Raw genomic sequence first — 26,482 nt, forward strand, 5'->3', positions numbered from 1 at the left:
AGATAACTATGCCGAAGGCGTCAGATTTAAAACGCGGAATGGCCATTGAACACAATGGCAAACTTTTAATAGCTAAAGAAGTTGAAGTCAGCAGCCCCAGCGCAAGAGGCGCTGCGACGCTCTATAAAGTCAGGTTTGCCGACATTCAGACTGGCTTAAAAGTTGAAGACCGCTTTAAAGGTGACGACAGCCTGACTGAAATAGAGTTGGTCAAACGCCCGGCCAGTTTTTCCTATGAAGAAGGTGATGAAGTGATCTTTATGGATAACGAAGATTACTCCCAATACCACTTCAATAAACAGAGCATGACTGACGAGTTACTTTTCATCCACGAGGCTATCGAAGGTTTACTTGTGGTTATGGTCGATGGCTCAGCCGTTGGCGTGGAACTTCCACAATCTGTGGAAATGGTCATTACGGATACACCACCCTCAATCAAAGGGGCATCCGCCAGCGCACGTACTAAGCCAGCTGAGTTTGCTACAGGACTAATAGTTCAGGTACCTGAATACATTGCCCCCGGCGATAAGATCAGGATTAATACCGCAGACAAAAAGTTTATGTCGCGAGCGGACTAAACCAGGTAAATATCTATCCGAGCAGTGACAAAACACTTTGCCACTGCTGGTTAGCCTGTCCAAGCATACTGGTACTCGCTTGAACCTGAATCTGCTTCTTAACAAGTTCTGCCGTCTCGAAAGCAAAGTCAGTATCACGCTGTCGAGAACGACTGTCAGATAGATTCTCCCTACTGATTGCCATACTGTTCAACGTGCTTTCAAAACGATTTATTACGGCTCCAAATAGGCTACGCTGTTTATCGACGACTCGCAACGCGTCGTCTGCTGCAATAATGGCAAACTGAGCGTTGTCGACTAAATCAACTTCATCAAGGCCCAGGTTTTCTGTGCTAAATGTTCCCAGTGTTGCTTCTATCAGTTGAAAGGCATCGGCACCGGCTTGAAAAGAAACGGTTCTGCCGCCGGCACCATTGATTTCGGTCTGGTACGACTCAAGGCGAACATAACTAAACTGGGGGTCATGGAAGTTAGTGACATCATAGTCGGTGCCATCAAAATCATCGTCGTTTTCGATAAAACGTTCCAAAAAGCCTTCAGAGCCGGAGCTGCTACCGGTGCCTAAACCGCGCATCGTATTTTGGCGAACGTCACCACCATCAGCATCAAAACCACCGAGAGCCCCGTTATCCTCGTTATAGATGTTCATCTCATCATTAACGACGTCATTAAATGTATTACCGGCGCCGAGTTCAGTAAAAAGGCCGGCCTCACTAGCCCAACGGCCGGTCTCTGCAATGGCTTCATCAAGAGTTGCGCCCTCTTTCAAGGACTGCATCATTGTTTCAATGCCAGTGCCGTTGGTTCTCTCGTGAATGTATCGCATTACAACGTAGCCACCGGAATATACTGCGGCTACCTCAAGGTCCGTGGATGGCTGTCCAGTATTGCCCTGCCAATTATTTAGAAGCTCATCTCTTATCGCGCTTAACCCTCCCGGGATATTCTCAATGTCATTGGCAAGGCGTGTATCTGCACCCCGTACAACTTCAGCAGAACCCTCAACAAACCACGTCGATTTGGTGGACAGGTCCATATTCACTGCCATTACGCCGTGAGTCATCTCATGCAAGATTGTTTCGTCCAATCTAATCAGGTTGTCGCCGGTTAGCCCGTTATCAAAACCATTGCCAAAATCATCCATATCAACAACAAGGCGTAACTCTTTCGCAGGATCACCGGGCACATTCTGGTATTCGACAAACGCTAACGTACCGTTCTGTCCATCAACATGCTCAAGGTCGACAGTTAAAAGTTCCCCTCCACCAAACAAACCTAACTGATCTCCCAGAATAATGGTGGACTCTTGAAGGTAACTCTTTCTCAGACCCTGCAAAATATTGCGCTCAGACACATCAAAAAGATAACCCGAACCATTATCAAACAACTTAGTGTCGCCAAAACGCGTAGTTTCGTTTATTCGGTCAACTTCCTTGAGAAGCTGACTCGCTTCCTCTTGCAGCGACTGACGGTCCTCGCGGCTGTATACACCGTTAGCTGCTTGAATACTTAATTCTCGTACACGTTGGATTGAGTTGGTGATTTCCTGCAAAGCTCCTTCTGCGGTGCGCAGCATAGCTGCGCCGTCATTGACGTTTCTTGTAGCAACAGCAAATCCATCGATCTTTGCAGTTATGCGATTTGATAACTGCAAACCAGCAGCATCGTCAGCAGCAGTATTTATGCGCAGCCCAGAAGATAAACGTGCAAACGACTCGCTCAAGCCTCGGCTGGCGTTGCTCAACGCGTTTTGGCTAAACAGTACATTGCTGTTGGTTTGTAAAGATGAAATCAAATGGCAGATCTCTGGCTACAATAGTGACAGCTCTCACACTATGTCGGCATGCACATAATCAACCTTTAGATAAAAGTCACAAACCAAGATCCAGCTCATACTGAATTAGCAATTAAAAAATAGAAACTAACTTAGATCACAAACAGATATTGGAATGTGCGTGTCCTCGCAAGCCTGATGATTACTGGCGATTCAGGTTTTACTTAAGCGCAAGCAAGTACCAAAATAGCCACACCTACTCACCAATTAGTAAGACTAAAAGCGATGAAAAAAGGTATTAAAAACTTTCTCAAGTCCATCCTTCTTGCAGCTGGATTATGGTTTTTATTTATGTGGTTGACCGAATCACAAACTCTGGCAGTTCTCACCTCAGTTTTAGTACTGTCTGCCGGAATCCTTTCTTTGGTTGAAGACTTGGTCAATCAAAGCAGGAAAACAAACCAACTGATTTTATAGTTAAGGCTCCGTCTGCCTCTTAAGAGGTGTGGCAGACGCTACTTATCGCGCTTAACTTTTTTCTCTCTTTTTTATTCCTTATCTTTCTTAAAACAACAACTCCTTGTTTACGCGTACCTTTTGGCTGACTTGCCAGGAGACCTTCGTTATTCCGTACTCATTACAAAGCTGGCTTTGTCCATACTTACACTGACGCTTGTTTCGCTGGAGTAAGTTATGGCGGGTCGCTACTTCCCTTTTTCTTTTAAGAGTTTTGTTTGGTTAATCGTGGCTTTGTTGGTACTACTTTATGGCTTGCAATGGCTGACATACGCAGACAAATATCAACTACGACAGGTAAACGACTTCCCGGAATCAGATAGAATCACCCCACTCTATCGGAATGTAACCACACATATCCGCGACACACCGCGACCGGAAGAAACTTTTACCTTCCCTGTTCCTCTGGGTGGTGTGGGCCCTGACATTCCCCTCTATGCAGGTGACAATCAACATCCCTTCTTTTGCATGACAGTAGATTCCAAACTTGGCCAACCACTCGTTGATAACCAGCAAGGCTTAGGCGTCCCAGTCTACGAACAGTACCCTCCCGAAAATAACAATCATGTGATCGGGTATAGTAAAGATTGTTTGATAAAGACCTCCCTTCGATACTTTTTTCAAAACACAGAAGGCGAATTTAAGCCGTTCGAACTTGAGTCAGCCCCCGACTCGAATGACATAATGAGAGTTAACCTGGGAGGAGAAGATGTCCCCTTCATTATCCGTGTCGAGACGGGCAGCATAAATCGCTATCTGTACATGATCGCGATGCCAGTCGTTTGGCCTGCAGCCCCTGAGCGTGATTCATCTCAGCTTTGGAATAAGCGCCTGATTTACCAATTCAAAGGGGGATCGGGGATTGGCTTTCGTCAGGGCAAACTGCGTATGCGTGGCATTATTGAGCGACGTGCTGCGCAACTGGCCAAAGGATATGCTGTCGTCACATCCACAGCCAATCGAACAAGTTATACCTATAACATGTTGCTGGCCGAAGACACCGCAACCAGAGTAAAGCGGCAGTTCACCAGCATTTACGGTAATCCATTATATACAGTGGGTGTAGGAGGCTCTGGTGGTGGACTAGCGCAATACCTGATCGCCCAAAATAAACCCGGCATCATCGATGCCGCCCTCCCCCTTTACAGTTACCCAGACATGATCTCGCAAACCATTTATGGATTAGATTGTGAACTGATTGAGCACTATTTTGCTATCACCTCGTTTGATAGAGATAAGTGGAGTGACTGGAATCTCAGGCGTTCCATACTCGGTGTTAACACCAAGCAGGGACATATACATAGGTATGCATGGCTCCAGCCCATAAACCAGTTAGCTGCTGGAGTATGGCCAGAGTATCCCGACGGCAACAGTGAATGTCACAATGGCTGGTTTGGCCTAACCTCTCTGGTTCACAACCCGAAGCAGACCTATCTTCGTAACTATTACTCAGATAACACCAAGGCAGCCGTAAACTGGACTTACTGGGAAGACATGGTTGCACTGTTTGGGCGAGACAAACATGGTTTTGCCAATACCACCTGGGACAACAGAGGTGTTCAGTATGGTCTTGAGGCCCTGAAAAATGGAGAGATTTCGCCAGAGGAGTTCATTCATCTAAATCGTTATATTGGCGGATGGAAACCACAGCACCAAATGGAAGAAGAGCGCCTCTATTCACTGTTCGGCCCCCATAATAAGCCATTGTGGTTGAGCCTTTGGAGCCGGCACAACATTACCCAACCGAATGAGCCCAGTAAAACTGCTGAGCGCAGCACCGCTAACCTAAAGGCTGTGCAGATGGCCTATAGGGGTGGCCAGGTGTTTATTGGCAATGTTGACTTACCCATTATCGATATCCGGCACTATTTAGAGCCTGAACTCAACATGCATCACGTTTCGGCTAGTTTTGAAGCCAGGCAAAGGATCATCGACTGGCGTGGAAATTCAGATAACCACGTTATTTGGGTGTCACATCCTGATTTCGATCCGCAAGAGCTTGGGTTCCAGGCGATGGATGATTGGATGTTAAGCATGATGGCCAGACCGGACGCTACAGCATCAGACAGTCGCCCTGCACAGATAATGGATATGTGTATCGACGAAGCAGGTAATGAGATCTCTAAGGGGCATAACGTATGGGACGGCCCATGGAATGCAAAAATAGAGGGTTCCTGCCATCAAGCCTACCCCATGTTTAGCACTTCTCGGATACAGGCGGGTGGGCCATGGCGAGGCAGTGTATTTATCTGTTCCAGAGAGCCGGTCGAAAGAGCACTCAAGCGAGGCGTATATCACCCCGTTGACATGTCCGCCTATCTGGCACAACTAGTAGAAGCTTTTCCAGACGGCGTTTGTGACTATTCGAAAGGGGACGCAGGTAGACCGGATGATATCAGTCCAGGTTAATAGGCATAAAAAAACCGCCAGTTGGCGGTTTTCTATTGAGTCAAACTATTTATCAAGAATAATCCGCAACATTCTACGCAGTGGTTCTGCAGCGCCCCAAAGCAATTGGTCACCCACAGTAAATGCAGAGATATATTCAGACCCCATTGAGAGCTTGCGAATACGTCCTACAGGAATACTCAGCGTGCCTGTAACTTTAGTTGGAGAAAGCTCTTCTACGGTAACTTCCCTTTCATTTGGTATCACTTTTACCCAATCATTATGAGAAGACAGTATTGACTCGATCTCGGCTACTGGCAGGTCCTTATTCAATTTGATTGTCAAAGCCTGGCTATGGCAGCGCATAGCACCAACGCGGACACAAAGTCCGTCAATTGGCATTGGCGCATCACTACGCCCGATGATCTTGTTCGCTTCGACTTCTGCCTTCCACTCTTCTCGGCTTTGACCACTTGGCATAGGAGTATCGATCCACGGGATCAGAGAACCAGCTAGCGGCACACCAAATTGATCTGTTGGGAAAGACTCGCTGCGCATCTTTTCAGCGACTTTTTTGTCGATATCCAAGATAGCTGATGCTGGGTCTTGCAGCTCTTCACTCACTTCATCACGCAAGTCGCCCATCTGGCTGATCAGTTCACGCATATTACGCGCGCCAGCACCTGAAGCTGCCTGGTAAGTCATAGGACTAACCCAGTCGACTAAACCTTTTTCGACCAGACCACCAATCGCCATCAACAGAAGGGAAACAGTACAGTTACCGCCAACGTAGGTTTTCACACCTTTGTTCAAGCCATCTTGAATAACATTGGCATTGACCGGATCCAGAACGATAATCGCATCGTCATCCATACGTAACGAAGACGCCGCATCGATCCAGTAACCTTGCCAGCCAGCGGCACGCAAGTCATCGTACACAGCCTTGGTGTAGTCACCACCCTGACAGGTGATGATAACTTCCATCTGTTTTAGCGTTTCGATGTTATGCGCATCTTCCAGTGGTTTAATCGGTTTTCCAACGTCTGGGCCGTCCTGACCCGCTTGAGAGGTTGTAAAAAAGGTGGGATCGATCAACGCAAAGTCTTGTTCTTCACGCATACGCTGCATTAGCACGGAGCCAACCATGCCACGCCAGCCAACTAAACCTACTTTCATCATGCTGCTATTATCTTCCTGTACCTCGGCTTAGCGCCATAATTGAGAGCGATACACAAATGCCCAACGCTCTAAACTAAAAACCCTCTTGGAACGAATAATTTCCAAATTGGAAAGAATTCGAGACAAGACGGTCACCATACCGATTTTTGACTAAGAAATAAATCATATTGGGCAGTGATCGGGGCTTTATTGTGTCCGTCTCACTGCCTGCTTAACAAAGCCTTCTAGCCCTTCCAGCTTGATTTCATATACAAGGGCAAGCAGTTCACCCAACTCACCTTTTGGATACCCCTGTCTTGCGAACCACATCATGTAGGGTTCAGGTAGGTCTATGAGCACCCTTCCTGCATATTTACCAAAAGGCATCTTGAACTCGCAAAGCTTTTTCAGAACAACCGGATCCATATGCTTAATCTGCCGATTCCGTTGCCTGATTTTCATTTACAATGTCATATTGCTCAAACCACCAAAGAATATGTGCCACTTTACTCATCAGGTTGGATGGGCGTGCAGCAATCCCATGCCCTGCTCCCGGGATCCTTACCATCGCGGTTTCAACTCCGGCTAACTTCAATGCTTGGTAGTACTGTTCAGTTTCTGACATGGGCGTTCGATAATCAGCTTCACCAGTGAGCAGCATCGTTGGCGTTTTAACGTTGCCCACGTATGAAATTGGTGAACGTTTCATATACGACTCGGGCGTCTCCCAAGGCATCGCCTCAAACCAGTACTGAGTGAAGAAAGGATACGCATCCGCAGTTAAGCTGAAGCTATACCAGTTGATCACAGGCTTGGCTACGACCGCAGCTCTAAATCTGTCTGTATGACCAATGATCCAAGCGGTTAACGTACCCCCCCCACTGCCGCCTGTAACGAACATACGATTTTCGTCGATATATCCTTTATCCAACAGGTAATCGACACCACTCATCAAATCATCATAATCCTGTGAGGGGTAGTTATGGTGTATTTCATTGGCAAACGCCTCACCATAGCTATCACTGCCGCGGGGGTTGATATAAACAACGACATACCCCTTAGCTGCAAACAACTGCATTTCAGCTGCAAAACGGGGCCCGTAATTGGCAACCGGTCCACCATGAATTTCCAACAGCAGGGGGTACTTTTTGGATTCATCAAATCCTGGCGGAAATGCAACCCAGCCTTGTATCTCCAACTCGCCAGCGCTTGATGGGTAGCGGATCTCCTGAATGTCGGAAAGAGCACGATGCTCAGTCCAAGACTGGTTTAACTGAGTTAGTTTGCTAACCTTACCTCCCCGATAATTTACCAACGCTACTTCGCTAGGCTGCTTACCGTTGGTTTGCGTAAACGCGAGGAGGTTGCCCTCGATATCAAAATCACCAGCTGAGTAAGGGCGTCCGATTGAAAGACCGCCGGCACCCGAAGCGACATCACTGATACGGCCACGCATATCCACACGGGCGATTCTGGTGTCACCCATATCGTCATACTTAAAATATACATGTTTACTGTTACCGGCCCACTTAGGGCTCGATACTGAGCGGTCCAGTTCACCAGTCAACACGAGAGTCCGCTTATCTTTCAAGTCGTACAGATAGAGCATTCTGTTTTGGTAAATAACCTTTTTATCGTCATAGCCGATATATGCCAGCCAGCGACCATTGGGAGAAATGATCGGCTGACTATCTGGTCCAAAACGTTCCGTGAGTTTTTCGACTTCGCCACTCGCTAGTTTGAGTTCGAAAAGCTCGCTGTTTTGGGGGGTAGTTTCAGGCGAAATATTTGCGGAAAAATAGAGGGATTCTCCGTCTTGAGAAAAATTCAGGGGGCCGTCATGACTATATTCGGCGCTTGTCACCTGCTGCGCAACGCCACCGTCTGCCGATATCACAAAGATCTGTTTATCACCCTCAGGCAGGTAACCCGCCCCATCGAACCGATAAAAAGTTGAATTAATCAGGGTCGCCGGTTCCGCCCACTTCGCGCCTTTGGGTTTGCCCGGCAAACTGACTACGGGTGCCTTTTTACCCGGCACAAAGGCTGTAAATGCCAGCCTTTTGCCATCTGGCGACCAGGAGATATTTGAGGGTGAAGATGATAGCTGGCTTATTGGCGCGTATGTTCCAGTATCAAACCAGTACATATAGATCTGGCTGGAACCCTCTCTGTTGGAAACAAATGCCATGCGTTTACCATCGGGCGATATGCGTGGCATACGATCATTGTGAAGTCCGGTTGTCAGCGGTCGTAGCACCTGGCCATCGGTTGAAACACGCCACAAATTACTTCGTCGTTTATCGGATTGGATATCCATGTAGTTACGAACAAAGACAACGTTTTTTAAGTCGGAGGTTATTTGAGGATCAGATGCATACTCGATTGAGAAAACATCTTCTAACTGCATTGGCTTTTTGTCGTCAGCAATCGTAGCGGGGCTAAACAAGAGCCCTTTGCACAAGACACCAAAAACCAACGCGAAGCTAAAACCTGCGCGCATTTCGAACTCCCTGGACATTATTAGTTATGTTTTATGCCACCCTATATGACGCAATGAGGGAGTTCAATAAACGCAGGCCAGTTGAAATGTTTGGTTACATATCCCGGGACTCAGAGTTCCTCTGACCTTTTAGGTAATCGGTGCGCGAGTGATCAGTGACAAACTTTCATTCACCTCATATATATGAGATTCAAACTCAGTGACACCGAGTGCTTCCAAGCGATCCCTGTGTTGAAGTAGATAGTCTTCTGCATCATCCCGGTTACTGAACAAGTATATTCCACCAGCTAAGCGGGTTTCCGGATTCTCGGTCCATATCTTCCACTTTAGCCCAGGTGATTTGGCAACTGCGTTAGCTAGCGGCTCACATGCCTCAGCCAATTGAGTGTGCCAGGGACCTCTGCTATGAAAATGGATCTCGAGAATCACGTTCGACATGGTTTAGCTCCCTTGTCCAGATACCTTTGAGTGTAGACAAGTGAAGCCCAACCGACTTGCTTAAGGTCAATAAACCTTAAACAGTAAATCATTCGATATTCAGATACTTGTGAGCTTGTATAGACAGACGCCAATTGCGCTGGATACAGGTTTTAATCGCTAATTCCGTCGCTCTTGGCAGCTGGCTGATAGGCTGCAGGCAGATGGTTTTATCTGCCAGTTCTCCGGTCTCGGAAAGAGGCTCAAGCAACCTATCGAGATCATCTATGTGAGACTGTTTTGCGATTGGATGTTTGATCTCGTCTGCACGTTGCAATGCCGACTCTAAAACATCGTAACCACCACGCATATCGACTTTTGGAGAAACAGTTACCCAGCAGGCTGCAGCGGCTTTGATTTCAAAGGTGCCAGAAGTTTCGATTTGGACAGAATACCCCTCGCTAATAAACGCATCAGTTAACGGCAACAAATCGTGAATACAAGGCTCTCCACCGGTAATCACAATGTGCTTTGCCACATACCCTTGCGATTGGCAGAGGTCCAATAATTGCTTAGCTGTCAGATAGCTCCATGTGGGCGCTTCTGCTGATTTTGCTGAAAGATCTTTTATCGAGATCTCGTTCTCTGGCTCCTGCTCCCATGTTTGCTTGGTATCACACCATGAGCAACCTACTGGGCAGCCCTGCAAACGAACAAAAACCGCTGGCACACCCGTGTAGACCCCCTCCCCTTGGATGGTTTCAAACACTTCATTCACTGGATATGCTAATTGCTGCATCGAATACCTGTTGTGTGTGAGCCAGATCGCGTAAAATGCGGCCGTTTTATACGTGAACCTGTGGCATTAAACAACTGTTATGAACGAAAAAGTCGTCGTTATCTATTCAGGAGGCATGGACTCCTTCACCGTACTGAACAAAGCCGTTAAAGAAGGCAATGAGGTATATGCTCTCAGCTTTGACTATGGCCAACGCCATGTCAAAGAGTTAGAGGTCGCTGCCGCTGTATGTAAAGAGCTCAATGTACCGCACAAAGTCGTTGATATCAGCGCGATCAACAGCCTGATTGGCGGTTCCTCTCTAACTGATGATATCGAAGTCCCTGAGGGGCACTATGAAGAAGAGAGCATGAAATCAACCGTGGTGCCAAATCGTAATATGATTTTGTTATCACTGGCGGTGGGTTACGCTGTGTCTTTAAAAGCAGGCAAAGTGTTTTACGGCGCTCACTCTGGCGATCATGCAATCTACCCGGATTGCAGACCTGAATTCGTGTTAAAAATGAATGAAGTCGCCAAAATTGCGAACTATGAAGAGGTCGAGATATTCAGCCCTTACCTAAATGAAAGCAAGATCGACATCCTCACCGATGGATTGAAGATGAGCCTGGATTACTCAAAAACCTGGACCTGCTATAACGGCCGCGAGAAGGCTTGCGGAAAATGTGGGGCCTGCGTAGAGAGACTCGAAGCATTTGAAAAAAATAACGCGGTTGACCCACTACCGTACGAATAAACGCCGACTGTTTAGTAAAAAAGCGCCCTAAGGCGCTTTTTTATTCGATATCCAACTTCATCGCGTCATGCTTTTGAATAAGAGGGAGGACAGATTCAAATTGCTTCAGGTAATCCTCACATAATTCACCTTTGCCATGCTCTTTATTGAGCCCAGCCAAGGTTTCCTGACCACCATTTTTTACCTTATCCCAGTCAACATCGATATCCAGGTCAAACCCGTTGGCATAAAGATATAGGCGAGCAACTTCCATCACTTTGTCTTTTTCAATTGTGATCCCACAATGCTGGTTGATATACATCATCTTGCCAACACCATCACTCAACGCTTCGTGTGCACGATTCTCTGCTGCAATCGCGGTAGCGGATGTGCATACCAAACTTAATGCGATGAAAGTTGTTTTAAGCATGTGACGCCTCTCTATGTATTCCGTTGTAAATGTTAATTAGTCATACAGAACTACAGACACAAGTATAACCAATTAATTCCATTTAAAATTTAACGTTCATCGGAACAGAGGTTTGACCTCGCCAAAAATAGCCTTTTGCCTCGGGTTCACTGCCACAACCACAACTTCCACCACACTGATTACTTTGCTGTATACCTATACGGCCTCGCTTAAGTAATAATGCCAACATCCCCTCAAGTGCCGACTGCTGAACCTTAAAATGGCGCTCCAGCTGTTCGCTGGTCACTAACTCCTGCGCTTTAATGTAATCCTCAAGCTGCTTTAGCATAATCAGGCGCCTTTATACCACCTTGCAGCCACTGCTCTGCGACTCTGCTTTTCAGTAACAGGAAAAATCCAATCAATACCGCAATAACTGCCGCGACAATACCGACAGAGCCACCATTGCCCACCTTAGCCAGTTGATAGAAAAGCGTTGCTGAGCAATAACCCGCCATCGTGGTCCAAATGGCTATGAGTGCCGACCACCGAGGTCCATATTCGCGAACCATGGCGCCCATCGCAGATGCACAGGGTACATACATCAGTACAAACAAAAGATATGCAAATGCGCCGATCTGGCCATCAAACTTAGCCGCAAGTCGGGTAATCGTGGAGACTTCGATCTCTTGCTCTTCAGCCGCTGACTCAAGGCTACTGACCTCTCCGACATCAAGGCCTAGAGGGTCCACTAACGCAGCGCCGATGTCAGCAAAATTGTCACCAATGGTTTGGACTGCCTCTGTCAGAGACTCAGCAATTGTGGCCTCTTCGCCTTCTTCTTCACCTTGATAGAGAGAGTTGAGCGTTCCCACAACCACCTCTTTCGCGAAGATCCCAGTCACGATACCCACTGTCGCTTCCCAGTTATCTTCCTTTAGCCCAATTGGTGTGAATAGAGGTGTCACCCATTGCGATGTTGCTGACAATAGCGATTTCTCACTATTTTCGTTGCCTACCGAACCATCTGTACCCACTGAATTAAGGACACTGAGAAAGGTCACTACAACTACGATGGTTTTACCAGCGCCAAATACAAAACCTTTGAGTCGCTGCCATGTACGCAGCCCCATCTCCCGCAAACTAGGCCATTGATAATGTGGGAGTTCAAAGATGTATGCGCTGCTGTCTCCTTTTAACACCGTATGCCTGAACAAGAGGCCGGTTAAGACCGCAGCCACAATACCGATGATGTATAGAAGGAATACTAAATTCTGACCGTTGTCAGGGAAAAACGCGGCGGCAAACAGTGCATATACCGGCAGACGTGCGCCACAGGACATGAAATGACTCATCGCCCCACTGAGAATACGTTCTCGCTTTTGCTTTAACGTGCGCGTCGCCATCACCGCCGGAACAGTACAACCAAACCCCATCATCATTGGCACAAACGCAGAACCGGGAAGACCAATCTTCTGCATCATTCGATCGGTTACACAAGCCGCCCTTGCCAGATAGCCAGACTGTTCCAACGCTGTCAGGAAAAGATATAAGCAGAAAATCAGAGGGATAAAAGTGGAAACAGTCTGTACGCCGGTACCCACCCCATCCGCTATCACGACAACGATCAACTCTGGGATACCAAGGGAGCGTAATGCGCTGCCAACACCATCAACCAGAATAGCGCCTACCGCAATATCAAAAAAATCAATGAAGGCACCACCTATATGGATCGCAAAGGTGAACATGAGATACATGGCAGCAAGAAATAAGGGGATCGCTATCCAGGTATTCAACACCCAGTTATCAATCTTGTCGGTAACAGATGCACTTGTCGCATCAGGCTCCTTCACCACTTCATTTACAATGCGATTGCAACAGGCGTATCTGGCACTGGCAATAAATAGCTCTGCATCTTCCTCAATAAGCGGCTCGCCCTGATATTGAGCGTCAATAATTTTCTTGGTTGCCAGAAATCTATTTTCAGAGCCTGAGCTCGCAAGGTACGCCTCAATTTCAGGTTCATAACCAATAATGAAAGGCTCACAGTGAATATCAACTTCATGTTCAATCGTTGATATGAGTGTGCCTTTATCAGCGCCAGTCACTGCAGTTACTGGGCACTTGAGTAGGTCGCTCAACTTGTTGATGTCGACAACTAAACCAAGCTTTTTGGCGACATCCAGTTTGCTGAGCACAACCAGCATAGGTAGCCCAAGCTCACGCAGTTGCATCGAGAGGTATAGGTGGCGTTCAATACTGGTCGCATCAACGACATTCACCACTAACGCTGGTTTGCGTTCGGCTAAATAACGTAATGTAACCAGCTCATCTTCGGAGGTTTGTTGTTGTGGAACCAACGAGTAAACACCAGGCAGGTCAACAATTTGAGTCGTTTTGCCGTTTATCTCAACCGTACCGATTTTCTTCTCAACAGTAACGCCTGAAAAATTTCCGACCTTTTGCTTTAGACCAGTGAGAAGATTGAATAGCGTCGATTTGCCTGCATTTGGGTTCCCTACAAGAACAATCTGTTCTGACATTAACTAACCACCTGAACGTCGATAAGCTTTGCCAACCCCTTTCTGACAACGAGACGCGCTCGCTTGACGTCAACTTGCAGACTCTGGCTAAGTGAAATGTGTCTAACTAGCTGTATGGTCGCCCCAGGAATAAGACCAAGGTCCATCAGACGACCTTTTTCCTCATTAGCACCGGCTACAGAACGAATGACTGCATGCTGACCCTTTGATAAATCTGATAAATGCATAAGGCGACCCAACAATAAATGATAATTGTTATTATTCAACACCGAAAAAAGTGTGAACACAAGCAAAGTTTAGCGTTGCTACCGTTTGCAAAATATTGATCACACGCATGGGATGTAAATAAAACTCAGTCTCAATAGCAAAAACATTTTGCTTGAGTCCCTCCCGCAGGAACGAGAAACTATGTCTATGGAACGGTTACTGATTGATTTTTCTTGAACTTACACCCGGTACTACATAACTTTAAACGCCAATGGCCCTTGCTAACGCTGATGATTGTCATACTGACTTTGGAAATAGGCACTCAGCTTTGGCCAACCCTACGCGACGACTTGGCCTATCAGCGTTTGCTAATCTTGAATGGCGAATGGTTCAGGTTGCTATCTGCAGGCCTAACACATACCAATTTGTATCACGCTCTGCTTAACCTGGGTGCGCTTTTTATAATCAGCCAAACGTATCCAAAGCAAACCGAGGGATGGAAGTCAGTAGCAATCCTTATGTATCTGATAGCAACGAGCTCACTGCTCGTTTTGACGCTTTATCCGAACATAGACTGGTTTGTTGGGATATCAGGCGCGCTTCATGGCTTCCTTATTTGGTTAGCGATCAATGATTGGAAACAGCACCGCTGGCTGAACTCGACAGTCATTGCTGTTGTGATAGCAAAAGTCGTCTGGGAACAATTCTTTGGAGGCAGTTCTGCTACCTCAGGGTTAATTGGAGCACGAGTGTTGATCGAGGGTCACATGGCTGGCGCAATTTGCGCGCTTGTATCAGCACCATTGGCAGTACTGTTTTTGAGGAACTCCCCTGAGAAGTAGGTCAAATCAGGGGAACAGATAAATCAAACAGCCAGCGAAGCATTAATTTGCTTGAGCACCTCAACTGGACTATCGGATTTGGTGATCGGGCGTCCAATTACCAGATAATCCGAACCTGCCTCTATCGCCGCCCTTGGTGTCATAACACGGTGCTGATCCCCTACATCTGCACCAGCCGGGCGGATACCGGGAGTAATGAGCTGAAAATCCTGCCCAAGTTCAGCTTTCAGTTTGGTTGCCTCTTGAGCTGAACAAACCACGCCGTCTAGCCCGGCATTCTTGGTCAGCTGAGCGAGTCTAAACACCTGTTCGTCTGGGCTCTCAGCAATACCGATGCCATTCAGGTCCGAGGCATTCATGCTGGTTAAAACAGTAACAGCGATCAGCTTAGGTCTATCATCGCCGTATACCTCCAGAGCCTCACGCGCTTTGACCATCATCTGCTCGCCGCCGCTGGCATGAACATTGACCATCCAAACACCAAGCTCAGCGGATGCAGCAACCGCACGTGCTACTGTGTTTGGAATGTCGTGAAACTTCAAATCAAGAAAAACCTCAAACCCACGCCCGTGAAGTGCCCTGACGTAATCGGGACCAAATAGCGTGAACATCTCCTTTCCAACCTTCAGACGACAAAGATTGGGATCGATCCTATCAACAAATGCCAGCGCCTCTTCTTGAGACGGATAATCTAGGGCAACGATGACTTTAGGATCGGACATAAGGCGAGTTCTCCTTCGAGTTATTGACTATTCACCATCTAAACCACGGATGGGTTTAATGCGGCCCCAGCTTTTACATGATGGGCAGTGCCAAAGCAAGCTTCCGCTGGAAAAACCGCAATTGCAACAGCGATATTTAGGTTTGATGCGTATCTGCTGCGCCACCAGTTCCTGTAATGATTTCAAACTGGAGCGCGCTTTTCCGGTTTCTGCGGAATGTATGTGGTAATGCATTAAATGACAAAAACCACGCATCGTTGGATGCCTTACCAGCTCTTGTTTTACCAACGCTTCAGCTGCTTCTTCACCGTCGGTCGCCGCAACCCGTTGAGCCAACTTAATCAGAACACTGACTCCGGCTCCCAGTTGCAACAGGTCTCTCAGATAATGCTCATAGGCTTTAGGGTCTCTTTGCCCAGCGAACAATGGCTCAATCAAATCGAGGATCTCGCTGGCGAAGTCGACATCATGTGAAGGGATTTGCTGGAGCGATTTCAGCGCCGTTTTTCTATCGCCCTGCTCTATCAGGATGTTTGCTTTTTCTATATGCGCTCGAATACATGCAGGATCAGACTTGATGGCCTGATTTAAAAACCTGAGTGCATGATTGAAATCCCCTCGTCTTACCAACGGCTCTACCAGTTGGCAGTAATAATGGGCAAGCGCTGCTTTGATTTTTGGCTGTTGATAGAGCTTGTGAGATTCTACGACCTCAATCGCCTTGTCCCACTCTTTGGTGTATTCATAAATATGAAGCAGTTGCTCCGCAGCTTTTGTACGATAGCCTTCGTGACTTAGCAGTTCGATAAATATCTGCTCCGCCCTGTCATATAGCCCCGCCACCAGATAATCATGCCCCAACTCCAGCATCGACAAATCTCTTTGCTCCACCGGTAGATTGGGTCTGGCGATAAGATTTTGGTGTAGCCGGATAGCGCGATCAACTTCGCCACGCTTCCTGAACAGGCTCGCCAATGCCAGATGGGTATCGATGGTTTCACTGTCGACCTGAATCATCTCGATAAACAGATCGACCGCCTTATCTGACTGATCTGAGAACAGGTAATTTAGACCTGCTACATATTTTTCTGACAGTTTAAGACTGGTGTCTTTGAGCTCCTGGTGTCCACTGCGTCGCCCCATATACCACCCATAGGCAACAGCAATTGGCAATAGCAGGAACAGCAGTTCACTCATTATGGGAGTTCAGCCTTTACAGGAACGGTACTGGACAGTTGTTTTTTTAACTTGTCCCGTTCTTTGATTGCAAACCGCAATTTGATCCGCGTTTTGAGATTGAAGATAAACAGAGTGAATGCGCCAATGGCGAAGCCTATGGCCAAAAACAGCCCCAGCAGCGTACTGAGCTTGAATTCGCCCATTGCGATTAGGTAATTGAATTCGACGAGCTGACCGTTTCTCGCGCCGATAAACAAACCTACGACGAATACAAACACCCAAATAAACAGGTAGATGACGAGTTTCAAAGCGTGGCCTCCAAGCGCGAATTTTGCCAGCGTAGCGCTTGGTATTATGACATAAAAAAACGGTACGCCTAAAGCATACCGTTATCTAATCATTTAACTATCAGCCGTTTACAAAGGCTTCGTTGACGCGGTCGCGTAACTCTTTGCCTGGCTTAAAATGTGGGACAGACTTGCCCGTTAGCGAAACAGCATCACCTGTTTTAGGATTGCGACCCACTCTGGGCGCACGGTAGTGCAACGAGAAACTGCCAAAACCCCGGATCTCAATACGATCACCCTGCTCCAGCGTATCAGCCATCTGCTCAAGGATCTCTTTAACCGCAGACTCAACTTCTTTGGCCGACAAATGGCTATGTGAAGTGGCTAGTCGCTCTATCAAGTCGGATTTTGTCATATCTTTTATCACCCTTGACTAAATTTACCGCACGTAATTTCGGCTTACATAATAAAAAGGGCCACATAAGCGGCCCTTTTTTAAAAGCGGACTAGTGCTTATGCATCGCCTTTCGCGTTCTTGAACGCTTCTGCCATTGCGTTGCTGAAACCAGCATCTTGCTGTTGGCTGTTCAGGTCTTCAATCGCAGTCTTCTCGTCAGCTTCGTCTTTCGCACGGATAGACAGGCTAACTACGCGGTTCTTACGATCAACGCCCATGAACTTAGCTTCAACAGAATCGCCTTCGTTCAGAACAGTAGAAGCGTCTTCTACACGGTCACGAGAGATGTCAGATGCGCGGATGTAACCTTCTACGCTTTCTGCCAGCTCAACAGTCGCACCTTTAGCGTCAACTGCCGTTACCTTACCAGTAACGATAGCACCTTTCTTGTTATCATTCAGATAATTATTGAAAGGATCTTCGTTCAGTTGCTTAACGCCCAGGCTGATACGCTCGCGCTCAGGGTCGACTTGCAGTACAACTGCGTTAACTTCGTCACCCTTCTTGAATTCGCGAACTGCGTCTTCGCCCTGGCCGTTCCAGCTGATGTCAGACAGGTGAACCAGACCGTCGATGCCGCCTTCCAGGCCGATGAAGATACCGAAGTCAGTGATAGACTTGATCTTACCGCTTACTTCATCACCTTTAGCGTGGTTGCTAGCGAACTCTTCCCATGGGTTAGCTTTACACTGCTTAAGACCCAGAGAGATACGACGACGATCTTCGTCGATGTCCAGAACCATAACGTCAACAGCGTCACCCAGGTTAACAACCTTGCTTGGGTGGATGTTTTTGTTAGTCCAATCCATCTCTGAAACGTGTACCAGACCTTCAACGCCTTCTTCGATTTCAACGAAGCAGCCGTAATCAGTCAGGTTAGTAACAACACCGCTTACGCGAGTGCCTTCTGGGTAACGACCAGCAATTGCTACCCAAGGATCTTCGCCAAGTTGCTTCAGACCCAGAGATACACGAGTACGCTCACGGTCGAATTTCAGAACTTTAACCAGGATCTCGTCACCAACGTTAACGATTTCGCTTGGATGCTTAACGCGCTTCCAAGCCATGTCAGTGATGTGCAGCAGGCCGTCAACACCGCCCAGATCTACGAATGCACCGTAGTCGGTCAGGTTCTTAACGATACCTTTAACTTCCAGGCCTTCCTGCAGAGATTCAAGCAGCTGATCACGCTCTGCGCTGTTTTCTGTTTCGATAACAGCACGGCGAGAAACAACAACGTTGTTGCGCTTCTGGTCAAGCTTGATAACTTTGAATTCGAGCTCTTTGCCTTCCAGGTGAGCTGTGTCGCGTACAGGACGTACGTCAACCAGTGAACCAGGCAAGAACGCACGGATACCGTTAAGGTCAACAGTGAAACCACCTTTAACCTTACCAGTCATAATACCGTTAACAGTTTCTGCTTCTTCGAAGGCACGCTCAAGAACGATCCAAGCTTCGTGACGCTTAGCTTTTTCACGAGACAGGATAGTTTCACCGAAGCCATCTTCAACTGCGTCCAGAGCAACGTCTACCTGGTCACCAGCTTGTACTTCTACAACGCCTTCAGCGTTCTTGAACTGCTCTGCAGGGATAACTGCTTCTGATTTAAGACCTGCGTCAACCAACACAGCTTCTTTAGTGACAGAGATTACAGTACCTTTAACGATCGCACCGGGGCGAGTTTCGATTTCCTGCAGGCTTTCTTCGAATAGTTGAGCAAAAGATTCAGTCATGTAATTTAGAACCATTGTCGTCCACACTGCATCCGTTTGTGTGGGGTAGTTAATAAAAGTCGCGACCTTCCATAGAAGCGAAAATAGCCAGCTCTTCGATTAAGAAGCGCCGGCGGATAGCTTACTGTGAATATAATCGAACGCGGCAGATTCTACCTGTTCAATTGTCATTTCACTGCTGTCGATGACCAGAGCGTCGGTGGCGGGAACCAATGGAGCCACGGCTCGGTTGGTGTCGCGCTCATCACGCGCCTTCACATCGGCTAAAATTTGCGCGAGATTAGCATCGTGTCCCGCATTTTGCAACTGAAGATAGCGACGGTTAGCCCGGTTCTCGGCGCTTGCGGTAAGGAATAGCTTAACGGGCGCATCTTTGAACACGACGGTGCCCATGTCTCGTCCATCTGCCACTAAGCCGGGAAGCGCCTTGAATGCACGCTGGCGACGTAACAATGCTTCACGCACACGGGGAAAAGCCGCAACCTTTGACGCGACGGCACCACACTCTTCAGTGCGGATACTCTTACTCACGTCCTCTCCTTCTAGCACGACTTTAATCGCTTTAGAGCCATCTTCAGATAAAAACTGAACATCGAGGTGAGCAGCTAGAGGAACCAACGCCTCTTCATTTTCGATATCAACACCATGGTGGATACTCGCCAGTGCCAGAACACGATAAATCGCGCCACTGTCGAGCAGGTGCCAGCCTAACTGTTGCGCTAATCGTTGAGCCAGGGTGCCTTTACCAGAGCCACTTGGACCATCAATTGTAATAACCGGTGCGCTATCAGGCATCTGCCGCTCCATTTTGTACCAATTCAGTTCACAGGGAGTAAGCCTCCCAAAAAGCGCGCCCATTATAGTGACAAAGTATTAAAGGTAAAATGCAGGCGCCAAATAAAATGAACTCGTTGTAAGGGCAAGTTCACACCATTAAAAAAAGGGCCTTAGTGGCCCTTTCTCATTTGTTCCTATTCGCTTACCTGGGCCAGCCGGTCAAAGTAATCGGGGAAGGTCTTGGACGTGCACTTGGGGTCGTTAATCGTCACGGGTGTATCACTTAACGCTACCAACGAGAAGCACATCGCCATACGGTGATCATTATAGGTATCGATTGCTGCGTGAGTGAGTTTTGCGGGGGGGGTAACAACGATATAGTCGTGCCCTTCTTCCACTTCTGCACCAACCTTACGTAGTTCTGTTGCCATCGCAGCAAGACGATCAGTCTCTTTTACACGCCAGTTGTACACGTTGCGAATAGCCGTTGTGCCCTCAGCAAACAGAGCCGCGGTTGCAATTGTCATAGCAGCATCAGGAATATGGTTCATATCCATATCGATCGCTTTGAGTTTGCCAGCACGCGCTGTGATGTGCTCATCACCCCATTCAATTTCTGCACCCATAGCTTCAAGTGCGTCAGCAAAATGGATATCGCCTTGGATACTGTTTTTACCAATACCAGTCACTTTGATCTCACCACCTTTAATTGCCGCGGCAGCGAGGAAGTATGAGGCAGAAGATGCATCGCCCTCGACCATAAAACGGCCGGGCGATTGATATTGTTGATTTCCTTTTATCAGGAAACGCTGGTAGTCCAGATTTTCAACTGAAACGCCAAATTGCGCCATGATATGCAAAGTGATGTCGATGTATGGCTTAGACACCAATTCACCGCTGATCTCGATTTCAACGTCACCTTTTGCAAGTGGCGCAGACATTAAGAAGGCGGTTAGGAACTGACTTGACACGCTGCCGTCAATAGTGACTTTGCCACCTTTCAGGCCCGAGCCAACGATCTTAAGTGGCGGATAATCTTTGTTTTTCAGATACTCCACTTGTGCGCCGGCCTGCTGAAGTGCGTCTACCAACGCGCCAATCGGACGCTCTTCCATACGAGGCTCGCCAGTAAGAACGTATTCACCCTGGCCCAAACAAAGTGCAGCACATAAAGGACGCATCGCAGTGCCCGCATTACCCAGGAACAACTCAATAACGCCTTCGGTGTCGAATGCTCTACCCAGGCCCTCAACAACGCACTCAGTTTTGTCTGCGGATAACTGGTAAGAAACACCAAGCGCTTTTAGCGCATTCAGCATGTGGCGGATATCATCGCTATCCAATAGGTTGGTAAGCGTCGTCTGGCCGTTTGCTAGCGCCGCTAGCAGTAACGCGCGATTTGAGACGCTTTTAGAACCCGGCAGGTTTACCGTGCCATTAACTTTTTGAATCGGTTGAAGAGTGAGCTGTTCCATGAATGATATCTACCAACAAAACTTATAAAGAGAGCACTTTGGTAAGTGCTTCAATGAATTTCTGGTTTTCTGACTGGGTGCCGATACTGACACGAAGGTGACTTGGCAAGCCATATCCGCCGATTGGACGAACAATCACCCCTTCTTTTAACAACAGTTCATAGACCTCAGCGCCATTGCGCTCGGTATCGAAGGTGATGAAGTTACCCCAAGATGGGATAAATGAGAGGCCCGATCTCTCGAAGAATGATGCCAATTGCTGCATACCTTCGCTATTCAACGACACAGACCGCGCTAGGAAATCATCATCGGCTAAAGCAACTTCAGCAGCTTTAAGCGCGAGGCTATTGACGTTAAATGGTTGGCGCACGCGATTAAATAAGCCCGCCATCTGTTCGCTGCTGACACTATATCCAACACGCAATCCAGCTAAGCCATAAGCTTTAGAAAAGGTACGCGTAACGATAAGGTTGGGAAATTCGCTTAGCCAAGCAATACTGTCTGCACGCTCTTCGTCAGAAACATACTCGTAATAAGCTTCATCTAAAACGACAACAACCTGCTCCGGCACCTTATTTAGAAACCCATAAATCGCATCTGCCGAAAGGAAGGTCCCTGTCGGGTTATTAGGGTTAGCAATGAAGATCATTCGTGTCTTGTCTGTGATCGCCGCAGCCATTGCATCAAGGTCATGACCGTAGTTTTTCGCGGGTACGGCAACAGGCGTCGCACCAATTGCTTGCGTAACTAGCGGATAAACCACAAATGCGTGCTCTGCGAACATCACTTCATCTTCAGCAGACACAAAGGTACGCGCGATCAATTCCAAGACATCGTTCGAACCGTTACCCAGCGTGATCTGCGCTGGTTTGGCATTTAACTTATCCGCCAACGCTTCTTTCAGGTAGAAACCGTTAGAATCCGGATAACGGGCAATTTCCAAAGCCTCTTCTGCAATCGCAGCCTTAACTTTGTCACTAATACCTAAAGGATTCTCATTAGATGCAAGCTTTACTGCCTCTGTGATCCCCAGTTCACGCTCCACCTCACTGACAGGCTTGCCAGCCTGGTATGGATGAAGCCCACGGATGCCGGCATTCGCCAGCGCATTGAAATCGCAGCTCACGATCACTCCTCGATAATCAAATGGGGTAATGATTAGCCGTAACGCTTTTCGAAATCAGCCATAAAAGAAACCAGCGCTTCGACCCCAGCCAAAGGCATAGCATTATAGATACTGGCTCTCATACCGCCCACAATACGGTGCCCTTTTAGAGCCTTGAGACCGGCAGCATCTGACTGTTCAAGAAACTTGACGTTAAGCGCGTCGTCGGCCAGCTGGAATGGAACATTCATCCAGCTACGACAGGTGCTATCGACCTGGTTTCGATAGAAGTCACTTTGGTCCATAAAACGATACAGGGTGTCAGCTTTATGCTGATTAACCTTTTCAATGGCACTCAGGCCACCTTGCGCTTTAAGCCACTTGAAAACCAGTCCAGCCAGATACCACGCATAGGTAGGCGGCGTGTTGTACATTGAATCGTGTTTAACGGCCAGCTCATAATCAAGAATCGCTGGCGTTTCCTTCCGCGCTTTACCGACAAGATCATCACGCACGATAACCACAGATAATCCGCTCGGACCAATGTTCTTTTGCGCCCCCGCGTAAATAATGCCAAATTTTGACACATCGATTGGGCGAGAAAGGATAGTAGATGACATATCTGCGACCAGAGGTACGTCACCGGTTTCAGGTATATATGAGAACTCGACCCCTTCAATAGTCTCGTTCGGGCAATAATGAACGAACGCTGCATCAGGGTTTAAATTCAGTTGCTGCTGTGTCGGGAGAAAGACTTTTCCTTCAACCACTGAGACATCTGCCGCTATCTGAGTGTTTAGGTACTTCTGTCCCTCTTCTAACGCTTTTTGCGACCACTGCCCAGACAACACGTAATCAGCCGTATCATTTGCAGCACTGATATTCATCGGCACACCTGAAAACTGGCCTCGACCACCACCGTGTAAAAACAACACTTTGTAGTTGTCAGGGATAGACATGAGGTCACGCAGATCTTTTTCAGCCTGTGCAGCCATTTCAATATAGGGCGCAGAGCGGTGACTCATCTCCATCACAGAGACGCCCTGCCCCTGCCAATCCAAAAATTCTTGTTTCGCCTGCGCCATAACAGAGGCCGGCAACATTGCCGGCCCCGCGCAGAAATTAAACACAGATTGTGTCATGCTAATTCCTGGTTAACTTTCCTCAGTATCGCCGGAAGCTTCAGGCGCCTCCTGCGCACTTTCAGCGCCTTCGGCTTCAACCACGACAGCCTCTTCACCTTCGGCGGCGTCGAGTTCTTCGTCAGTCTCAACCTCATCGATGCGCTGCATGCCAACAACATGCTCGTTTTCCGAAGTACGGATAAGGCGAACACCTTGGGTGTTTCGACCAACACTGCTGACTTCTGAGACACGGGTGCGTACTAAGGTACCGCCATCGGTGATCAACATGATCTCTTCGCTGTCTTGCACCTGAACGGCACCAACAACAGAGCCATTACGATCGCTCACTTTAATCGATACAACGCCCTGAGTTCCGCGCCCTTTAGTAGGATATTCAGACTCAGGCGTTCGCTTACCGAAGCCATTTTCAGTCACGGTGAGAATCTGGCCCTCTTCACGAGGAATAATCAGAGACACAACCTTCTGACCAGGCTTGAGCGTAATACCCTTCACACCTGCCGCTGTACGGCCCATGGCACGCACATGCTCTTCATTGAAGCGAACAACCTTACCACCGTCGGTAAACAACATGACCTCGTTGCTACCGTCGGTGATGTCAACACCGACCAGAGTATTCCCTTCGTCGAGGTTAATAGCACGAATACCGCTGGCCAACGGACGAGAGAACGCTGTCAGAGGTGTCTTCTTAACGCGGCCGCTGGCAGTCGCAAAGAAGATATTCAGACCTTCTTCATACTCTTTAACTGGCAGGATCGCGGTAATACGCTCTTCCTCATCCAACGGCAACAAGTTGACAATAGGACGACCGCGGGCTGCGCGGCTGGCCAGTGGCAATTGATACACTTTCAGCCAGTAGACTTTACCGGTGGAGGAAAAGCAGAGTATCGTATCGTGGGTATTAGCCACCAGCAGACGTTCGATGAAATCTTCTTCTTTCATCTTGGTTGCCGATTTGCCTTTACCACCACGACGCTGCGCTTCGTAATCAGACAGCAGCTGATATTTAACATACCCCTGGTGAGACAGGGTTACGACAACGTCTTCCTGAGTGATCATATCTTCGATATTGATCTCAGCAGACGCCGCGGTAATTTCTGTGCGACGCTCGTCGCCAAATTCCGCCTTAATATCCACCAACTCTTCGCGAATAACTTCCATCAAACGCACTGGGTTAGCGAGAATCTCGAGCAGTTCTTCGATCAGTTTGAGTAGCTCTTTGTACTCGTCGAGGATCTTCTCGTGTTCCAGGCCTGTCAGTTTGTGCAGACGAAGATCCAGAATGGCTTGGGCTTGTTGTTCGGTCAGGTAGTAACGGCCATCACGAATACCAAATTCAGGTTCTAACCACTCTGGACGCGCAGCATCAACACCGGCGCGTTCAAGCATCTGAGCAACATCACCCAATTCCCAGCCTTTGGCGATCAGCGCAGCTTTCGCTTCGGCAGGCGTAGATGAGTTTTTGATCAACTCGATAACAGGATCGACGTTTGACAATGCGATTGCCAAACCTTCAAGGATGTGGGCACGTTCGCGCGCTTTACGCAGTTCGTATACGGTACGACGTGTCACCACTTCACGGCGGTGATTGATAAATGCCGACAGCATGTCGACCAGGTTCATCACCTTTGGTTGACCATGGTCGAGAGCAACCATGTTGATACCAAACACATTTTGCATTTGGGTCTGCGAATAAAGGTTATTGAGGATCACCTCACCCACCTCACCCTTACGCAGTTCAATCACGATACGCATTCCATCTTTATCAGATTCGTCGCGCAGCGCGGTAATGCCCTCAATCTTTTTGTCTTTGACAAGCTCGGCGATCTTTTCGATCAGCCTAGCTTTGTTAACCATGTACGGGATTTCAGTGACGATAATGGTTTCTTTACCACTTTTCTCGTCAACTTCAATCTCAGACTTAGCACGCAGATAGATTTTGCCACGGCCAGTACGGTACGCCTCTTCAATACCACGGCGGCCATTGATTTGTGCGGCGGTTGGGAAGTCAGGCCCTGGGATGTACTCCATGAGTTCATCTACGGTGATCTCGGGCTTATCAACCATCGCCAAACAACCATCGATCACTTCGTTCAGGTTGTGAGGTGGGATATTGGTAGCCATGCCCACCGCAATACCGGAACTACCGTTTACCAGCAGGTTAGGTACGCGTGTTGGCAAAACCTCGGGAATGTGTTCAGTGCCATCATAGTTAGGCACATAATCAACAGTTTCTTTATCCAGATCAGCCAACAAAGAGTGGGCGATCTTAGACATACGAACTTCCGTGTAACGCATTGCTGCTGCGGAGTCGCCGTCAATCGAACCGAAGTTGCCCTGACCGTCTACCAAGGTATAACGGAGTGAGAAAGGCTGCGCCATACGAACAATCGTGTCGTAAACAGCGGAGTCACCGTGCGGGTGATATTTACCGATCACATCACCTACCACACGGGCAGATTTCTTATACGGCTTGTTAAAGTCATTCTTCAATTCATTCATCGCGAATAAGACGCGACGGTGAACAGGTTTCAAGCCATCCCTGACGTCAGGAAGTGCGCGCCCCACGATAACGCTCATGGCGTAATCAAGGTAAGAGCCCTTGAGCTCCTCCTCGATATTAATCGGGGTGATCTCTTTTGCGAGTTCGCTCATAAAATGTCTAGTTCCCTAAAAGGATACTTTTGATTCTAATTATGGTGTTTAGCCGCCGCATGCTATCACGTTTTAAAACGGTCGTCAGCGGCCTCTGATGT

The 26,482-nt window shown here is 47.9% G+C and carries 25 protein-coding genes; 5 read left to right on the forward strand and 20 right to left on the reverse strand.

Annotation, left to right across the window (positions count from 1 at the left end):
* Window positions 1-8 precede the first annotated feature (8 nt).
* Window positions 9-578 carry an elongation factor P-like protein EfpL gene (gene efpL, locus ABEA14_RS12405; RefSeq protein WP_345340328.1) on the forward strand — a complete coding sequence of 190 codons (570 nt, stop codon included), beginning with the start codon at window positions 9-11 and terminating at the stop codon, window positions 576-578.
* Window positions 579-591: 13 nt separating this feature from the next.
* Here the strand turns inward: efpL and ABEA14_RS12410 are convergent, their stop codons facing one another.
* Window positions 592-2,373: a flagellinolysin gene (locus ABEA14_RS12410; protein WP_345340329.1), complete on the reverse strand. Its 1,782-nt coding sequence runs from the start codon at window positions 2,371-2,373 to the stop codon at window positions 592-594.
* Between the two features lie 264 nt (window positions 2,374-2,637).
* Between ABEA14_RS12410 and ABEA14_RS12415 the strand changes: the two genes are divergently transcribed.
* Window positions 2,638-2,829 (forward strand): hypothetical protein, encoded by a 192-nt coding sequence (locus ABEA14_RS12415; protein WP_345340330.1) that lies wholly within the window; start codon window positions 2,638-2,640, stop codon window positions 2,827-2,829.
* Between the two features lie 216 nt (window positions 2,830-3,045).
* A complete protein-coding gene (locus ABEA14_RS12420) occupies window positions 3,046-5,277 on the forward strand; it encodes a DUF6351 family protein (protein ID WP_345340331.1) in 2,232 nt (743 codons plus the stop codon).
* 45 nt (window positions 5,278-5,322) lie between these two features.
* Here the strand turns inward: ABEA14_RS12420 and asd are convergent, their stop codons facing one another.
* The 5 genes from asd to queE form a co-directional block, all read right to left on the reverse strand.
* Window positions 5,323-6,435 (reverse strand): aspartate-semialdehyde dehydrogenase, encoded by a 1,113-nt coding sequence (asd, locus tag ABEA14_RS12425; RefSeq protein ID WP_345340332.1) that lies wholly within the window; start codon window positions 6,433-6,435, stop codon window positions 5,323-5,325.
* 186 nt (window positions 6,436-6,621) lie between these two features.
* Window positions 6,622-6,840: a DUF3820 family protein gene (locus ABEA14_RS12430; RefSeq protein WP_345340333.1), complete on the reverse strand. Its 219-nt coding sequence runs from the start codon at window positions 6,838-6,840 to the stop codon at window positions 6,622-6,624.
* Between the two features lie 4 nt (window positions 6,841-6,844).
* Window positions 6,845-8,917, reverse strand: coding sequence for a S9 family peptidase (locus tag ABEA14_RS12435; RefSeq protein ID WP_345340334.1), 2,073 nt, complete (start codon window positions 8,915-8,917; stop codon window positions 6,845-6,847).
* Window positions 8,918-9,046: 129 nt separating this feature from the next.
* Window positions 9,047-9,355: a monooxygenase gene (locus ABEA14_RS12440; RefSeq protein WP_345340335.1), complete on the reverse strand. Its 309-nt coding sequence runs from the start codon at window positions 9,353-9,355 to the stop codon at window positions 9,047-9,049.
* Window positions 9,356-9,443: 88 nt separating this feature from the next.
* A complete protein-coding gene (gene queE / locus ABEA14_RS12445; RefSeq protein ID WP_345340336.1) occupies window positions 9,444-10,133 on the reverse strand; it encodes a 7-carboxy-7-deazaguanine synthase QueE in 690 nt (229 codons plus the stop codon).
* Window positions 10,134-10,212: 79 nt separating this feature from the next.
* Here queE and queC point away from each other — a divergent pair, with 79 nt between their 5' ends.
* Window positions 10,213-10,869, forward strand: coding sequence for a 7-cyano-7-deazaguanine synthase QueC (gene queC, locus ABEA14_RS12450; RefSeq protein ID WP_345340337.1), 657 nt, complete (start codon window positions 10,213-10,215; stop codon window positions 10,867-10,869).
* A gap of 40 nt (window positions 10,870-10,909) precedes the next feature.
* On the opposite strand, the gene ABEA14_RS12455 is transcribed toward queC, so the two are convergent.
* The 4 genes from ABEA14_RS12455 to ABEA14_RS19360 all read right to left on the reverse strand — a co-directional run bounded on the left by ABEA14_RS12455 (window position 10,910) and on the right by ABEA14_RS19360 (window position 14,027).
* Window positions 10,910-11,278 carry a hypothetical protein gene (locus tag ABEA14_RS12455; RefSeq protein WP_345340338.1) on the reverse strand — a complete coding sequence of 123 codons (369 nt, stop codon included), beginning with the start codon at window positions 11,276-11,278 and terminating at the stop codon, window positions 10,910-10,912.
* Between the two features lie 82 nt (window positions 11,279-11,360).
* Window positions 11,361-11,606: a FeoC-like transcriptional regulator gene (locus tag ABEA14_RS12460; protein WP_345340339.1), complete on the reverse strand. Its 246-nt coding sequence runs from the start codon at window positions 11,604-11,606 to the stop codon at window positions 11,361-11,363.
* On the reverse strand, window positions 11,590-13,800 hold the full coding sequence (feoB, locus tag ABEA14_RS12465; RefSeq protein WP_345340340.1) for a ferrous iron transport protein B: 2,211 nt from the start codon (window positions 13,798-13,800) through the stop codon (window positions 11,590-11,592). Before feoB ends, ABEA14_RS12460 begins: the two co-directional genes overlap by 17 nt.
* Window positions 13,800-14,027 carry a FeoA family protein gene (locus ABEA14_RS19360; RefSeq protein ID WP_377776193.1) on the reverse strand — a complete coding sequence of 76 codons (228 nt, stop codon included), beginning with the start codon at window positions 14,025-14,027 and terminating at the stop codon, window positions 13,800-13,802. Before ABEA14_RS19360 ends, feoB begins: the two co-directional genes overlap by 1 nt.
* Window positions 14,028-14,297: 270 nt before the next feature.
* Here ABEA14_RS19360 and rrtA point away from each other — a divergent pair, with 270 nt between their 5' ends.
* On the forward strand, window positions 14,298-14,849 hold the full coding sequence (rrtA, locus tag ABEA14_RS12470) for a rhombosortase (protein WP_345340341.1): 552 nt from the start codon (window positions 14,298-14,300) through the stop codon (window positions 14,847-14,849).
* Between the two features lie 23 nt (window positions 14,850-14,872).
* Here rrtA and pyrF read toward each other — a convergent pair whose 3' ends face one another.
* From pyrF to gyrA, 10 genes are all read right to left on the reverse strand, one after another.
* Entirely contained in the window at window positions 14,873-15,571 is a 699-nt protein-coding gene (gene pyrF / locus ABEA14_RS12475) for an orotidine-5'-phosphate decarboxylase (RefSeq protein WP_345340342.1), read from the reverse strand.
* 27 nt (window positions 15,572-15,598) lie between these two features.
* Window positions 15,599-16,768, reverse strand: a complete 1,170-nt coding sequence (gene lapB / locus ABEA14_RS12480) for a lipopolysaccharide assembly protein LapB (RefSeq protein WP_345340343.1) — start codon at window positions 16,766-16,768, stop codon at window positions 15,599-15,601.
* A complete protein-coding gene (locus ABEA14_RS12485; protein ID WP_345340344.1) occupies window positions 16,768-17,058 on the reverse strand; it encodes a LapA family protein in 291 nt (96 codons plus the stop codon). The genes lapB and ABEA14_RS12485 overlap by 1 nt, the downstream gene beginning before the upstream one ends.
* Window positions 17,059-17,158: 100 nt before the next feature.
* On the reverse strand, window positions 17,159-17,452 hold the full coding sequence (gene ihfB, locus ABEA14_RS12490) for an integration host factor subunit beta (RefSeq protein WP_345340345.1): 294 nt from the start codon (window positions 17,450-17,452) through the stop codon (window positions 17,159-17,161).
* Between the two features lie 98 nt (window positions 17,453-17,550).
* The gene (rpsA, locus tag ABEA14_RS12495) at window positions 17,551-19,227 is read right to left on the reverse strand and encodes a 30S ribosomal protein S1 (RefSeq protein ID WP_345340346.1); all 1,677 of its coding nucleotides are present in this window, start codon (window positions 19,225-19,227) and stop codon (window positions 17,551-17,553) included.
* Window positions 19,228-19,326: 99 nt separating this feature from the next.
* Entirely contained in the window at window positions 19,327-20,022 is a 696-nt protein-coding gene (gene cmk / locus ABEA14_RS12500; RefSeq protein WP_345340347.1) for a (d)CMP kinase, read from the reverse strand.
* A gap of 176 nt (window positions 20,023-20,198) precedes the next feature.
* Window positions 20,199-21,479, reverse strand: coding sequence for a 3-phosphoshikimate 1-carboxyvinyltransferase (gene aroA, locus ABEA14_RS12505; protein WP_345340348.1), 1,281 nt, complete (start codon window positions 21,477-21,479; stop codon window positions 20,199-20,201).
* A gap of 22 nt (window positions 21,480-21,501) precedes the next feature.
* Window positions 21,502-22,605, reverse strand: a complete 1,104-nt coding sequence (gene hisC, locus ABEA14_RS12510) for a histidinol-phosphate transaminase (RefSeq protein WP_345340349.1) — start codon at window positions 22,603-22,605, stop codon at window positions 21,502-21,504.
* Window positions 22,606-22,637: 32 nt separating this feature from the next.
* Window positions 22,638-23,726 (reverse strand): 3-phosphoserine/phosphohydroxythreonine transaminase, encoded by a 1,089-nt coding sequence (gene serC, locus ABEA14_RS12515; RefSeq protein WP_345340350.1) that lies wholly within the window; start codon window positions 23,724-23,726, stop codon window positions 22,638-22,640.
* A gap of 12 nt (window positions 23,727-23,738) precedes the next feature.
* Complete coding sequence (gene gyrA, locus ABEA14_RS12520; RefSeq protein ID WP_345340351.1) at window positions 23,739-26,381, reverse strand: DNA topoisomerase (ATP-hydrolyzing) subunit A; 2,643 nt, start codon at window positions 26,379-26,381, stop codon at window positions 23,739-23,741.
* Between the last annotated feature and the right edge of the window lie 101 nt (window positions 26,382-26,482).

It is taken from the genome of Corallincola platygyrae (assembly GCF_039544265.1).
GTDB classification, from domain to species: Bacteria; Pseudomonadota; Gammaproteobacteria; order Enterobacterales; family Neiellaceae; genus Corallincola; species Corallincola platygyrae.